This window comes from Sphingobium lactosutens DS20 (assembly GCF_000445105.1).
Taxonomy (GTDB): domain Bacteria; phylum Pseudomonadota; class Alphaproteobacteria; order Sphingomonadales; family Sphingomonadaceae; genus Sphingobium; species Sphingobium lactosutens.
Genome location: NZ_ATDP01000047.1, coordinates 22405 through 36409 on the forward strand (window position 1 = coordinate 22405; position 14005 = coordinate 36409).

The following is a 14005-nucleotide window of genomic DNA, read 5'->3' on the forward strand; positions in this document are numbered from 1 at the left end:
GCCATGATCGCCCGTATCGTAACCTGGGCGGTCGAGAAGCGCTGGCTAGTCCTGCTCCTCACCGTCATCGTCGCCGCCATCGGCGCCTTTTCCCTCTACCGGCTACCGATCGACGCGGTGCCGGACATCACCAACAATCAGGTCCAGATCAACGTCCGCGCGCCTGCCCTCTCGCCCGAGCTGGTCGAGAAGCAGGTGTCGTTTCCAATCGAAACCGCGCTCGCCGGCACCCCCGGCCTGGAATATACGCGCTCGTTGAGCCGCAACGGCTTCGCGCAGATCACGGCGGTCTTTTCGGACGCGACGGACATCTATTTCGCCCGCCAGCAGGTGGGCGAGCGTCTGCGGGGCGTGCAAGAGAATCTGCCCGACGGCGTGAACCCTGAAATGGGTCCGATCGCGACAGGCCTGGGCGAGGTGTACATGTACACCGTTCGTCTCGATCATCGCGAGGACGACAAGCACAAGCCCGGTGAACCGGGCCAACAGCCCGATGGCAGCTACATCACGCCAGAGGGCGAGCGACTGACGACCGAAGAGGACAAGGCGACCTACCTGCGCACCGCGCAGGACTGGATCGTGACGCCGCTTCTGAAGACCACACCGGGCCTCGCCGGTGTCGACTCGATTGGCGGTTACGCCAAGCAGTTCCTCGTCGTGCCCGACGTGCAGAAGCTGGCCTCGCTCGGCATCACGCTGACGGACCTGGGAAATGCGCTGGAGCGCAATAACACCAGCGTCGGCGGTGGCTTCGTCAATCGCAATGGCGAAGGTCTGGCTGTTCGCTCGGATGCGCTCGTTCGCAATGCCAGCGAGTTGGCCAGGACCGTGATCGCGACACGTAACGGCGTGCCGATCACGGTCGAACAAGTTGCGACTGTGAAGACGGGTCAGGCGATCCGCATGGGTTCGGCATCGGAGAACGGTACCGAAGTCGTCGTCGGCACGGCGATCATGCGGATCGGCGAGAACAGCCGCATCGTGTCGACCGCGGTCGCTGAGAAACTGAAGACGATCAACGCTTCGCTGCCTCCTGACGTCGTAATTCAGCCGGTGCTGAACCGCACCGAGCTGGTCAATTCGACGATCAAGACGGTCGCGAAAAACCTGTCCGAAGGCGCGGTGCTGGTCATCGTCGTGCTCTTCCTGCTGCTCGGCAACTTCCGTGCGGCCCTGATCGCGGCGTTGGTCATCCCGATCACCATGATGCTGACAGGCTTTGGTATGCTGCGCGCTGGGGTCTCGGCCAATCTGATGAGCCTTGGGGCTTTGGACTTCGGTCTGATCGTCGACGGCGCCGTCATCATTGTCGAAAACGCGCTGCGCCGGCTTGCCGAGCAACAGCATCATGAAGGCCGATTGCTCAGCGTCAAGGAACGGCTCGCGACCGTGGCAGCCGCTGCGCGTGAGATGATCCGTCCCTCTGTGTACGGGCAGGCAATCATCATCCTCGTCTACGTACCGCTGCTCACGCTGACCGGCGTGGAGGGTAAAACGTTCGGACCGATGGCGCTGACCGTCATCATCGCGCTCGCCTTCGCCTTCATCCTCTCTCTCACCTTCGTGCCGGCGATGATTGCGATCTGGCTGTCGAAGAAGGTCGAGGAGAAGGACGGCCGCATCATCACGTGGCTGAAGAAGCGCTACGAACCCGGTCTCGACCGGGCCATGAAGCGCCCGACGCTGACGATCGGTGCGGGTGTGGGAAGCCTTGTGGTGGCGGCGCTTGCTTTCACTACGCTCGGCTCGGTGTTCCTGCCGCAGCTCGACGAAGGCGATTTGCTGATCCAGTCGCTCCGCATTCCGGCAACGTCGGTCCAGCAGAGCCAGGCGATGCAGGTGCCGATCGAGCGGATGATGTCGAAGCAGCCGGAGGTGCAATTCGTCTATTCCAAGACGGGCACCGCCGAGCTGGCGGCCGACCCGATGCCGCCGAACGCGACCGACATGTTCGTCATCCTGAAGCCGCGCAAGGATTGGCCGGATCCTGAGCTTCCCAAGGAGGAGCTGGTCAGCCGGATCGAGGGTAATCTCGCGAAGATTCCGGGAAATGCCTACGAGATCACCCAGCCCATCCAGATGCGCTTCAACGAGCTGATCGCCGGCGTGCGCGGCGACATCGCGGTGAAGGTGTTCGGGGACGACTTCAACCAGATGAACCGGACGGCCGAGCAAATCGCGGCGGTGCTGCGCAGAACGCAAGGCGCAGCGGACGTGAAGGTGGAGCAGACGACCGGTCTTCCCATGCTCGACATTCGCGTCAACCGCGACGCGATGGCGCGGTTGGGCGTTACGGCTCAGGATGTGCAGGACACCGTGACTGCGACGATCGGCGGGCGAACATCGGGCCAGATCTTCGAGGGCGACCGTCGCTTCCCCGTGGTGATCCGCCTGTCGGAGGCGCAGCGTGCCGACATCGGCCTGCTCCAACAGGTGCAGGTGCCGGTGGCAGGCGGCGGCTATGTACCGCTGTCCAGCGTCGCCGAGATCAAGGTGGTCGATGGTCCGAACCAGATCAGCCGCGAGAACGGCAAGCGGCGCGTGGTGGTGCAAGCCAACGTGCGTGGCCGCGACGTCGGATCCGTCGTGGCGGATGCGCAGGCGGCGATCGGCAGCCAACTCCGGCTGCCTGCCGGCACCTATCTCGAATGGGGCGGCCAGTTCGAGAACCTCCAATCGGCAAGCGAACGGCTGAAGCTGGTCATTCCGGCTTGCTTCATTTTGATCCTGCTGCTCCTCTACGGGGCGTTGGGATCGGTCCGCGACGCCGCGATCGTGTTCACCGGCGTGCCTTTCGCGCTGGTGGGCGGCGTCCTGTTGCTGTTCCTGCGGGGCATGGACTTCTCGATCTCGGCGGCAGTGGGCTTCATCGCCCTCTCGGGCATCGCGGTCCTCAACGGCCTCGTCATGGTCAGCTCGATCCAAGATCTGATCCGATCAGGGATGAGCCGCGAGGAAGCCGCGCATGTTGGCGCGATGCAGCGTCTGCGACCCGTCATCATGACCGCGCTAGTCGCCAGCCTCGGCTTCGTGCCGATGGCGCTGGGCGAAGGCGCCGGCGCAGAGGTTCAAAAGCCTTTGGCGACGGTCGTCATCGGCGGTCTGATCTCGGCGACGCTTCTTACGCTGTTCGTGCTGCCGACACTCTATGCCCGGTTCGGGCAGAAAGTGATCGAGAAACCCGAGCACTACAATGAGGAGCATGAAGGGGACGACCACGGTCAGACCTTCGTGAACAACTTGGCCTGATGGATGGGCGGGGCGATCCGCGATCGCCCCGCCCATCTCTGGGAGATGGGGATATGCCTCGCACCATAACCAGCTCGATGCTTCACGGCGGGCCACTGCGCATCTGGTCGGCACTCACCGATCCGGATCATCGCCGGGCGTGGAGTCCGCTCGTATTTCTCGATGATCCGTCCCGGCTCGGCGACACAGAATGCACCTTTGCGATCCAGGGCATCACCCGGCCAATTCGGACGCCAGCACGGATTGATCGATTCGATAAACCGCACGCCTTCGCTTGGTCCTGCGGCATCCCCTATCTGTTCACGCTCGAAGAGCGGTACGAGCTGGCGGGGGACGATGGCGGCACCAGGCTAACGCATAGCTGCACGCTGCGCGGGGCGCTCTCCCTGCCGTTCGCGGCGATGATGTTGCGCCGCCTGCGATCCCTGATGGTCGAATCTGACGATCGCCTCGCAACCTATCTCCGCTGGCGGGTAGGTCAGCCTGCCCGGGCTATCAATCGTCAGCGCGTCCCCTTCCGCTGCAGGAGGAAGGCGCGATGATGATGCACTGTAAGCGGGTGCTGCCCGCCGTCATCCTCGTTGTCGGGCTCGCGGCGTGCTCGGAAAGAAAGCCGCCAGCCCCGCCAACGGAGCAGCAGATCCATTCGTCCGACAGCGCCGTGGCGACCGGGGAAATGGGGCGGCATAGATATCGCTGTTCCGACGGGGAACCGCTGTTCGTCGATTACAAGGACAACGGCCTGCAGATCGATTTGCGGCGCTCCAACGGGGGACCGCCGATGATGCTGACCGCGCCAGCGCAGGGCCTGCAATATGTCGGCGAAACAGCCACCGCGACCTTCAAGGGGTCGCAGCTCACCATCGTGGAAGGCGATGGCCGTACCCGGATCTGCGAGCAGGAAGGCACGCGATGAACTGCCCTGCCTTCGAACGCCACAGGGCGCTTCGTCGGAAGAGACCGATGTCTGACACGTCGATTTCAAATGTGACAACCTTGTGCGGCCTGAATCGGGCCGGTCTGGCGATCGCGCGCCTCGGCGTCGTTCTCGTCTCCGGGGCGGTTATAGGGGCGTGTAATCCAGCGCCGACCCAGCCTACCGAGCCGGCGCATGAAAAGCATCTGACGTCGAAACTAATCGCGCAGCGCATCATGTACTGCGACGACGGCACACGCGCCGATGTCGACTTCATCGATGACGGCTTGAAAATGGCCGTCACCTGGCTGCCGAAGGGCAGGACCGAGATCCTGCGCGCGCAGCGAACCGGTGACGAGTTTCGCGGCGACCATTCGCGGGCTGTCGTGGCGGGCGGATCGATCGCGTTCACGCGACGCGGGAAGATCCGCGTCTGCCACCGAACCCCGGAGGAGTCCTAGGAAATGCAGGCACTGCTCTATACGCTTGCGCCTGTGCTGGCGGTCGTGCTCGGCGCGATTGTCGCGAGCCGCACCAAGTTGAAACCTGGCCTCGTGGCGGGCCTACAGCATCTCGCTGCCGGCGTCGTGTTCGCGGCGGCAGCGACCGAAATCCTGCCGCAGGTCAAGCATGAGGCATCGCCCAGCGCGACGTTGATCGGCGGGGCGGCGGGCGTCGCGACCATGCTGGGGCTCAAGGCTCTTGAGGCCCGCTTCAAGGGGCCGATGGCGCTACTCGCCGCGATCGGCATCGACATTCTGGTCGACGGCCTGGTGCTCGGCCTCGCTTTCGTGGCGGGCGAGAAGGCAGGTCTCCTGCTGACGATCGCGCTCACTCTGGAAGTGTTATTTCTGGGACTGACGCTGACCGACGAGCTGGCGGAAACCTATCGCTCGCGCTTGCGCATCATCGTGATCGTCTCGGCATTGGCCCTGCTGCTGCCGATCGGCGCGCTCGCTGCCGTGCCGGTCGCCGCGCTGTCGCCGGTGATGATCGCCGGCTTCCTCAGCTTCGGGCTGATGGCGCTGCTCTACCTCGTCACGGAGGAGTTGCTGGTCGAGGCGCACGAGAAACCCGACACCCCGCTCATCAGCTCGATGTTTTTCGTCGGCTTCCTGGCCCTGCTGACACTTGAGGAGATGATGGGATGATCCCGGGCAACGACAACAATGGCGGGCAGGAGCGCCGCACACTGTGGATCGTCCTGCTGCTGAACGCGGCGATCGCTGCGGGCTTCTTCGTTTCCGGCTTCTTCGCGGACTCGAGCGCGCTGATCGCCAACGGCGTCGACAACCTGTCCGATACGGCTGTGTATGCGCTGAGCCTTGTGGCGCTCACCCGGGGCCAGACATGGAAGACACGCGCCGCGGTCGCTTCGGGCGTCATGCTGCTGATCTTCGCGGGCGGCATCTTGATCGATGTCGGACGGCGCTACGTGCAGGGCAGCGAGCCCATCGGACCTACCATGATGGTCATGTCCGCGATCGCCGGCGTCGTGAATTACCTCTGCCTGCGGCTGCTCCAGCGCCTCAAGGATCCGGACGTCAATCTCCGGGCCGCAACCACCTTCAGCTTCAACGACTTCATTTCCAACGGCGGCATCCTGATCGCCGGCGTGCTGGTGCTGTGGTTGGGTACCAATTGGCCGGACCTGCTGGTCGGCTTCGCCACCGCCATCATCGCCATCAAGGGCGGTGTCGAAATCCTGCGCGACGCGCGCGCCGAAACCAAGAAAAGCGAAAGGAGGTCGTCATGAACGACAAGCTCGAACTCGACATTCCAGTGTTGTTGCCGGACCTTCCTGACGCGGCCGATGCCTGCCTGGACCGTCTCGTATCAACCCTGTCAAAGCGCGAAGGTGTCGAGCGGGCGCATGTGATCTGTCTCGACGGCAACACGCCAGCGGCGCTGTGCATCCATTTCGATGCCGCCAAGCTGCCGCTGCCACGGTTGCGCGAAATGGTGCGCGCCGCAGGTGCCGAAATCACCGAGCGCTACGGCCATGCGATCTGGCAGGTGACGGGGATCAACCACGAACGTCGGGCGCGCACGGTCAGCGATGCGCTGTGCGCCTTGCCCGGCGTGGTCCAGGCAAGCGCCAGCACCAGCGGGTCTGTCCGGGTCGAATATGATCGCCGCGAAACCACCGAAGAGGAGGTGCGCGCTGCGCTTCGCAAGCTGAAGGTGAGGGTGGGCAAGCGGGTCGCTGCCGATGAACATGCCGGCCACGACCACGGCCCCGGGGGCCACGGCGCGGGCGAAGAGAAGCACGGCCCCGGCGATGGCCACGACCATAGCCACGCCGAATTTCTCGGCCCCAATACCGAGCTGATCTTCGCGCTCGCCTGTGGCGCGCTGCTGGGGATCGGCTACGCGATCGAGAGGCTGGTCGCTGGCGCGCCCGAATGGCTGCCGACCGCCTGCTATATCGCAGCCTATTTCTTCGGCGGATTCTTCACGCTGCGCGAGGCGATCGACAACCTCCGGATGAAGAAGTTCGAGATCGACACGCTGATGTTGGTCGCTGCGGCCGGCGCCGCTGCGCTGGGCGCATGGGCCGAAGGTGCGCTGCTGCTGTTCCTGTTCAGCCTCGGCCATGCGCTTGAGCATTATGCAATGGGCCGCGCCAAGAAGGCGATCGAGGCGCTGGCGAAGCTCGCGCCCGAAACCGCGACCGTGCGACGCGGCGGGCAGACCAGCGAAATCCCGGTCGAGCAGATGGTCGTCGGGGACATTGCCATCGTCCGCCCGAACGAGCGCCTGCCTGCCGACGGCTTCGTCATCAAGGGCACCAGCGCGATCAACCAGGCCCCGGTCACGGGTGAAAGCATCCCGGTCGACAAGGTGCCGGTCGCAGATGCCGCAGCGGCACGCGCCAAGCCCGATGCAGTCGACGCGGAAAGCCGGGTTTTTGCTGGTACGATCAACGGCGGCGGCGCGATCGAGATCGAGGTGACACGCCGTTCCAATGAAAGCGCGCTTGCCAAGGTCGTGAAGATGGTGAGCGAAGCGGAGACGCAGAAGTCGCCGACGCAGCGCTTCACCGACCGGTTCGAACGGATCTTCGTGCCCGCCGTCCTGGTCCTGTCAGTGCTCCTGCTGTTCGCATGGGTGGTCGTCGACGAGCCGTTCCGCGACAGCTTCTATCGCGCGATGGCGGTGCTGGTGGCGGCAAGCCCGTGCGCGCTCGCGATCGCAACGCCGAGCGCGGTCCTGTCGGGCGTTGCCCGTGCAGCGCGGGGCGGCGTGCTCGTGAAGGGCGGTGCACCGCTCGAAAACCTCGGGTCGCTCAAAGCGATCGCTTTCGACAAGACGGGCACGCTGACCGAAGGTCGTCCGCGCATCACTGATGTCGTGCCCGTCGATGGCGCCGATGAAGGCGAGTTGCTGGCGCTGGCTGTCGCCGTCGAAGCGTTGAGCGACCATCCCCTGGCCCAAGCGATCGTCAAGGACGGCCGCGAACGTCTGAACGATCGTGCCGTGCCGACTGCCGGCGACCTCAAGAGCCTGACCGGTCGGGGCGTCACCGCGAGCGTGGATGGCGAGACGGTGTGGATCGGCAAGGCCGAGATGTTCGGAAGTGAGGGCATTCCGGCGCTGGGGCAGGGCGCGCAGGACGCAATCGCGAAGCTGCGCGAGAACGGCCGCACGACAATGGTGGTCCGCAAGGGGGACCGCGACCTGGGCGCGATCGGCCTGATGGACACGCCTCGCGAAGCTGCCAAGACCGCGTTGCGTCGGCTGCACGAGATGGGCGTGTCGCGGATGATAATGATCTCCGGCGATCACCAGAAAGTCGCCGAAGCGATCGCCGACGAAGTCGGGATCGACGAAGCGTGGGGCGACCTCATGCCCGAAGACAAGGTTGCCGCGATCAAGAAGCTCGCCGGCGAAGACAAGGTCGCGATGGTGGGCGACGGCGTGAACGATGCGCCGGCGATGGCAAGCGCCACGGTCGGCATCGCGATGGGCGCGGCGGGGTCGGACGTTGCGCTGGAGACAGCCGACGTGGCGCTGATGGCCGACGATCTGGCGCACCTGCCATTCGCAGTCGGTCTTAGCCGCCATACCCGTGGAATCATCCGGCAGAACGTCTTCGTCAGCCTGGGTGTCGTCGCCTTCCTGGTGCCTGCTACCATCCTCGGCCTCGGCATTGGGCCAGCGGTGGCGGTTCATGAGGGATCGACGCTGCTCGTCGTCATCAATGCGCTCAGGCTGCTCGCCTACCGCGATCCGGCAGGGAAGGCGGCATGAAGTGGCTGATCGCCTTCGACCTCGACGGCACGCTTGCCGAGAGCAAGCGGCCGTGGCTGTTGAAAAAGTCCTACTGAAGGCTGCCGATCGTCTGTCGAAATCGCCTTTTTAGATTATGCGAGAGGTTTGCTTATCCGGTTCCACCTGAGACATCAGGAGCCACCTTGGGGTCGGGATCCTGTGCCTTGCCGGTTGCGGGTGCCGCTTTCTGGCTCGGCATAGCGGTGAGATAAGCAACGATCGCGTCAACGTCCTTCTCGGCCACCGGCGCCTTGTACACCTCACGCATCTTGGTGACGGTCGCCTTCCACTGGTCCGCCGATAGCGCAGGCTGAGTTAGCGCCATGCTGGCCGAGTGGCACGAAGTGCAGTTGGCGTTGATGACGTCGGCGTGCGGACCATCGGGGTAGGTAGCGTCATCGACCGGCAGGTCGACGCTGGTCGAGGCGAGCGAAAAGCCGCGGGCTGAGACGCTGGTGGGCGGTGCCGGCTCGGATGTCTCGGAGATCGGGGCAGGCGCCTTGCGGCTGCTCGGCGCCCCGATCGAGACGAGGATAATGCCGGTCAGGCCGATCAGGCCAGCGGCCATGATGCCGGGAGACGGGGTCTTCATGCTACTCGCTCCTCAGGCCGCGATGATGGTGGTGGTCTCGATATTGCCGCGCATGAACCCGCCCGGGTTCCAGATCGGCTTCATCGGCTGGGCGACACCGTTGGTGTTCCAGCAGCGCACCATGATCGGGTTGGCACCGCGTCGCAGCGGCACGCGACCATCCCACCGACGGAAGCTGTACCTGCCCTCGTCCGCTCCGAGCGTCGTCCTGTACCAGGTGCGGCCTCCGTCCGACGATACATCGACCTTGGCGACGCCGCAGTCGCCGCCCATCGCGATGCCGCCGACCGGGATCGATGCCTCATAGGCTATCGTCTGGCCATCGGGCAGGCTGGTCATCCAGCTGCGCGGGATCATGCGGTTGATGGGGACAGTCGGGAAGTCTCTGGCGCCGGGCGCGACATTCGCGCCCGGCGTCGCGGGGATCTTGTAGGCCTTGGCCATCCAATACTGGTCGTCGGGGCCGGGCAGTACCTCGATCGAGTTCAGCATCTTGACCCAATAGGTCGAGTACCAGCCCGGCACGATCAGCCGGCAGGGAAAGCCATTGAGGAGCGGCAGCTGCTCGCCGTTCATGCCGAAGGCGATCATCACTTCGCCGTCGCGGGCATGGTCGATGTCGAGCGCCTTCTCAAAGTCAGGGGCGCCCGCCACGACCGGTTGATCGAGCGCACCGAAGCGCACCTGCACCGCGCCTGTCTTGACCCCGGCGAGGTCGAGCACGTCGCGCAGGCGCACACCGAGCCATTTGGCATTGCCCATCGCGCCGTTGCCCCATTGCGCGCCGGCAACACGTGGCTGGAACAGCCCACGGCTGTTTCCCGAGCATTGGTTGACCGCCGCCATCTCGACCCGCGGCAGGCGCAGCAGCTGGGCGAGGCTGATCGACAGCGGTCGGTTGACGTGGCCGAAGACGTTGAGGCGGAAAGTCTCGACATCGATCGAGGTCGGGATGTCGGCCCAGTGCCAGCGGACGAAGAACTGGTCGTTGGGCGTGAACACCGACTTGTCGAACACGTCCATCGGCGTTTCCAGCAAGGGCGGATGGACACGCTGGAGGATCATGCTGCCCTTGCCGGGAAAGGCGCTGGTCATCGGCCGTTCGGCATTGCCGCCAGGCAGCTTCAGGTCGACGAGCTGCTGCGCCAGTGCCGGCGCGGCGGCAAGGCCGGCGGTACCGAGCGCGGCATGCCTGAGAAAGCGGCGACGGCTGGTCTCACTCGCCAGTTCGGCGTCGAAATTGTCCATGACAAGGCTCTCCTGTGGCCAGCCACGCTGGCGGATCGAAGGGGCGTTTCGCAAGTGATCGGACCGACTGATCCGATCATCATGGCGGATCAGTTCGGGGTGGCGATGCAGGGTGAGACGAACAGGTTGCCGCGCCATGCGCCGGCCAGCGTCTTGGCGCCGACGAGCAGCCACATCGCCGCAAGCGCGACTGTCAGCACCGTGCCGACGAAACCGAAGAAACCGAGGTTCAGCGTCGTGCCTAGGCGTAAGGTGGCGACGGTGTAGACGCCGAGCGGAAAGGTATAGCCCCACCAGCCCAGGTTGAACGGGACGCCGGCGCGCCAGTAGCGGATGGTGATGAGCGTCGCGAGCGCCAGCCACCACAGGCCGAAGCCCCACAGGCAGAGTCCGGCCACAACGCCGATCCCTTGCGCGACGGCACCGATACCGGCCAGCCCGTGCGCCGCGAGGATAGCCGGCGCGTCCGCCCCGAGCACCAGCATGCCCAGAGCACCCGTGCCGATCGGTCCCAGCGCCAGCCAGGAGGACGCCGCCATGCTCTCCTGCGGCAGTTTGTGGAGCGCCATGCGCAGGATGAGGATGGCGAGGATGCCGAACGCGACCGGCACCGAATAGGCCCACAGCACATAGGAGGTCGCAAGCGTGACGAGCTGCGCGTGAGGATCGGCCAGATGCGGCGCGAGCAGCCCGCCGCTGGCGCCCGCCACTTCGGCAGCGACGACCGGCAGCAACCATACCGCGGTCATGCCGTCCAGGCTGTGCTCGTGACGGGTGAACATCATGTACGGGATCAGCACGCCACAGGCGAGCGACATGGCGGCGTCGATCCACCACAGGACGTGTGCGACCGGTACGATGCCATTCCCGAACCGTGCGATGCCGAAGGCGAGGCAGCCGTTGATGATCGTCGCGAGGCCCATCGGGATGGTGCCGATGAACATCGACACGGTGTTATGCCCGAAGATGCGCCGCGCCTCGTGCCCGAACATCACCCAGCGCGCGCCATAAAGGCCGGCGAACAGCGCGAAGAGTGCGATATTGAAGAACCACAACACCTCGCCGACGGGTTTAAGCGAAGGCCCGATGCCGGGCACCTGCGGCAGCGCGAGCGCGAGGATACCGGTGCCCATCGTCGCGGCGAACCAGTTGGGCGTGAACTGACGAATCATCTCGCGGGGATGATCGAGCCGGCTGAGCGGCTTGAGGCCGCTGAGAACGGAGTGCGTGTCGGCAGTCATGCGACCTGCTCCTTGATGAGGTCCGTCAGCGCGTCGGCCGCGCGGGTGCGATAGCGTTCCTTGTGGCGCAGCGCGTGAAAGGCGCGGTCGGGCAGCCCGAGCGGCAGCTCGACAAGGTCACCGGCCTTGAGCGCGCGCGCGACGACCAATCGCGACAAGACGGCAACGCCGGCACCCGCCTCGACGGCGGTGCGCACCGCCTCGTTGGACGGCAGCGTCATCGCTATCGTCAGCTGGGCCGGATCAAACCCGCGCGTTCGCAGCACGTCCTCGAAGGTCGAGCGCGTACCCGATCCCAGCTCACGGACGATCCAGCGTTCAGTGCGCAGCCAGTCCTCGTCGACGCGCCCGGTGTCCTCGCGGCCGACCAGCACCATCGGATCACGCCCGACATGCCAGTGGGCGAGCGCCGGTTCGTCCACCTCGCCCTCGACGAAACCGAGCTCCGCCGCGCCGCTCAGGACCTGCGCTGCCGCACCTTCGGTGTTGTCGATCGCCAGTTCGACCGCGATCTGCGGGTGGCGTTCGTGGAAGGCGGCTAGCTTTGCCGGCAACCAGTAGCTCGCGATCGTCTGGCTGGCGACGATCCGCAATGAACCACGGGCAAGCCCGGCATAGTCCGCCAGCATCGTCTCGGCATGCGCTGCCCGCCCCAGCACCGCGCGCGCTTCCTCCAGAAAGCCGCGGCCTGCTTCGGTCAGCTGGATGCCACGCCCGACGCGGTGAAACAGAGGAACCCCGTAGCGCGCTTCGAGGGCAGCAATCGCGCCGGAGGCAGCGGACTGCGTGACGTTCAGCACCTCCGCTGCCTTGGTGACGTGTTCGCGCTCCGCGACACCGACGAAGATTCTGAGCTGCTCCAGGGTCATGCAGCATATATCGCGTACTTAGATCGATACGACCAACCGTTTGATATGGTCATTCCAATCTGGATATCGGAATGATCGGCAGCCTTTCGTCTGCGATGGTCTCGAAGACTTGGAGCGTTAGGCGGGCCTGCGACGTTTGATCGTCCATGACCGCTCATCACTGGCGGGGTGATCCTTGCGATGCTCGTCCTGTTCGTCGGCGCGCCGCTGGAACGCCACATCCGCGAGCGAGCCCGCCTGACGCCGGCCGAGGCCGCCAGGAAGGATGCCGAGCGCAAGCCCTGATCGCGCTGGCCCGCCCGGTGCCTGTCGGCGCTGAGGAGCAGCAAGGGCGCTATCAGGACACCAGCGCCGCATCGGCCTGCCGCCGGACTTCATCGGCAATCGGATGCAGCTCGGCCGCAGGCCGCTCGCCCACCACACTATAGCCGATCCCGTCGACTGCCCATGTGACCCGGCCCATGGTCCCGCTGGACGTGCTGGTCATGCTCGCAGTCTTGTCGATCTGCATAGGCCTCGTCAGCACCGCGAGTTTCGACGCTTGCGGTCCGTCGTAGAGGAGCAGTGCCGCAGGGCCGTGAGGCGTCGCGACCAGTCGCCCCCCACCATAGCGATAGCCGGCTGTGCTGAGGTCCGGGATGGTGACGCGCTCACCCAAACGGGCGGAGGTCCATCGGATCAGCATGGCGCGCTGATCCGGACCGATCTCCGCCGGTCGTATCCGGTCGGCGGCATAGACACGGAAATTGTCACTCGCCTCGTTGGCCAGCGCCGCGATGCCTGCGCGGGGTTCACCGCTCCACTTCGCGCTCGACCAACCACCGCCAAACCCGACCGCCAGCAGAAGTGACGCGGCGATGGCGAATTGCCATCGCGGCTGACGTTGCCGCCCCCTGATGGCTGCGACGCGCATCGTCGCCGGGATCGGTTCATCCGCGATCGGGGCAAACAGGGATGCAAGGGCTCGCGCCTGCTCCGCCTGTTCCCGCAAACGGGCATGCAGGTCCGGCTGGCCTTCAAGATAGGCGTCGACCAGGCGCTGCCGCTCGGGCGACAGCCTGCCATCGATCCATGCGGCCAGATCGTCCTCGCCGATCGGGCTGGTCATTGCACGCTCCTCAATCGCGGCCGTTCACCCTCCCGGAGGAGGGTCGCCAGTCGGTCGCGCGCCCGGGATATGCGCGACATCACCGTGCCCAGCGGCACGCCGACAACGGCAGCGACCTCCGCATAGGGCAGGCCCTCGACCGATACGAGGAGCAGCACCGTTCGCTGCTCCTCGGGCAACGCATCAAGGGCGCGCAGCAGGTCGCGGTGGTGTAGGCCTGTTTCCTGATCGGCCGGACGGCCGAGCGTGGCGTCGTCCACGAGGTGGAGCGGAACCGCTGTGCCTCGCCGGCTATGCTGCCGCTGATGGTCGACCAACAGATTGTGCAGGATCGTATAGACCCATGGGCGCACCTCCGCCCCGCGTCGTTGTCGCCAGCGCCCGACCGCGCGCTCGAGACAATCCTGCACCACGTCATCTGCCATTGCCCGATCGCGCAACCACGACCGGGCATAGCGGCGCAGACCGGGGATCAGGGGCTCGATCGCGGCGGCAAGCGGGTCCATG

At 65.4% G+C, this 14005-nt stretch carries 13 protein-coding genes; 7 read left to right on the forward strand and 6 right to left on the reverse strand.

Features of this window, described 5'->3' with window-relative positions; all coding sequences use genetic code 11:
* Positions 1–3 precede the first annotated feature (3 nt).
* Genes RLDS_RS30960 through RLDS_RS30990 form a run of 7 tightly spaced genes read left to right on the forward strand, consistent with a single transcriptional unit; the run spans position 4 to position 8419 of the window.
* Positions 4–3249: an efflux RND transporter permease subunit gene (locus tag RLDS_RS30960; RefSeq protein WP_004212878.1), complete on the forward strand. Its 3246-nt coding sequence runs from the start codon at positions 4–6 to the stop codon at positions 3247–3249.
* A gap of 53 nt (positions 3250–3302) precedes the next feature.
* Positions 3303–3791, forward strand: a complete 489-nt coding sequence (locus tag RLDS_RS30965; RefSeq protein ID WP_013849881.1) for an SRPBCC domain-containing protein — start codon at positions 3303–3305, stop codon at positions 3789–3791.
* Positions 3788–4165, forward strand: coding sequence for a hypothetical protein (locus RLDS_RS30970; protein WP_009824022.1), 378 nt, complete (start codon positions 3788–3790; stop codon positions 4163–4165). The genes RLDS_RS30965 and RLDS_RS30970 overlap by 4 nt, the downstream gene beginning before the upstream one ends.
* A 47-nt stretch (positions 4166–4212) precedes the next feature.
* Entirely contained in the window at positions 4213–4626 is a 414-nt protein-coding gene (locus RLDS_RS30975; protein WP_004212881.1) for a hypothetical protein, read from the forward strand.
* A gap of 3 nt (positions 4627–4629) precedes the next feature.
* On the forward strand, positions 4630–5316 hold the full coding sequence (locus tag RLDS_RS30980; protein WP_004212882.1) for a ZIP family metal transporter: 687 nt from the start codon (positions 4630–4632) through the stop codon (positions 5314–5316).
* Entirely contained in the window at positions 5313–5921 is a 609-nt protein-coding gene (locus tag RLDS_RS30985) for a cation transporter (protein WP_004212885.1), read from the forward strand. The genes RLDS_RS30980 and RLDS_RS30985 overlap by 4 nt, the downstream gene beginning before the upstream one ends.
* On the forward strand, positions 5918–8419 hold the full coding sequence (locus RLDS_RS30990; protein WP_004212886.1) for a heavy metal translocating P-type ATPase: 2502 nt from the start codon (positions 5918–5920) through the stop codon (positions 8417–8419). The genes RLDS_RS30985 and RLDS_RS30990 overlap by 4 nt, the downstream gene beginning before the upstream one ends.
* Before the next feature lie 130 nt (positions 8420–8549).
* Here the strand turns inward: RLDS_RS30990 and RLDS_RS30995 are convergent, their stop codons facing one another.
* The 6 genes from RLDS_RS30995 to RLDS_RS31020 all read right to left on the reverse strand — a co-directional run bounded on the left by RLDS_RS30995 (position 8550) and on the right by RLDS_RS31020 (position 14004).
* Positions 8550–9032 (reverse strand): c-type cytochrome, encoded by a 483-nt coding sequence (locus RLDS_RS30995; RefSeq protein ID WP_021224435.1) that lies wholly within the window; start codon positions 9030–9032, stop codon positions 8550–8552.
* A 12-nt stretch (positions 9033–9044) separates the two neighbouring features.
* Positions 9045–10280, reverse strand: a complete 1236-nt coding sequence (locus tag RLDS_RS31000) for a molybdopterin-dependent oxidoreductase (RefSeq protein WP_021224436.1) — start codon at positions 10278–10280, stop codon at positions 9045–9047.
* Positions 10281–10369: 89 nt separating this feature from the next.
* On the reverse strand, positions 10370–11521 hold the full coding sequence (locus tag RLDS_RS31005; protein WP_021224437.1) for a TDT family transporter: 1152 nt from the start codon (positions 11519–11521) through the stop codon (positions 10370–10372).
* Entirely contained in the window at positions 11518–12390 is an 873-nt protein-coding gene (locus RLDS_RS31010) for a LysR family transcriptional regulator (RefSeq protein WP_021224438.1), read from the reverse strand. Before RLDS_RS31010 ends, RLDS_RS31005 begins: the two co-directional genes overlap by 4 nt.
* Positions 12391–12727: 337 nt before the next feature.
* The gene (locus RLDS_RS31015; protein ID WP_021224441.1) at positions 12728–13498 is read right to left on the reverse strand and encodes an anti-sigma factor family protein; all 771 of its coding nucleotides are present in this window, start codon (positions 13496–13498) and stop codon (positions 12728–12730) included.
* On the reverse strand, positions 13495–14004 hold the full coding sequence (locus tag RLDS_RS31020; RefSeq protein WP_021224442.1) for an RNA polymerase sigma factor: 510 nt from the start codon (positions 14002–14004) through the stop codon (positions 13495–13497). The genes RLDS_RS31015 and RLDS_RS31020 overlap by 4 nt, the downstream gene beginning before the upstream one ends.
* Position 14005 lies beyond the last annotated feature (1 nt).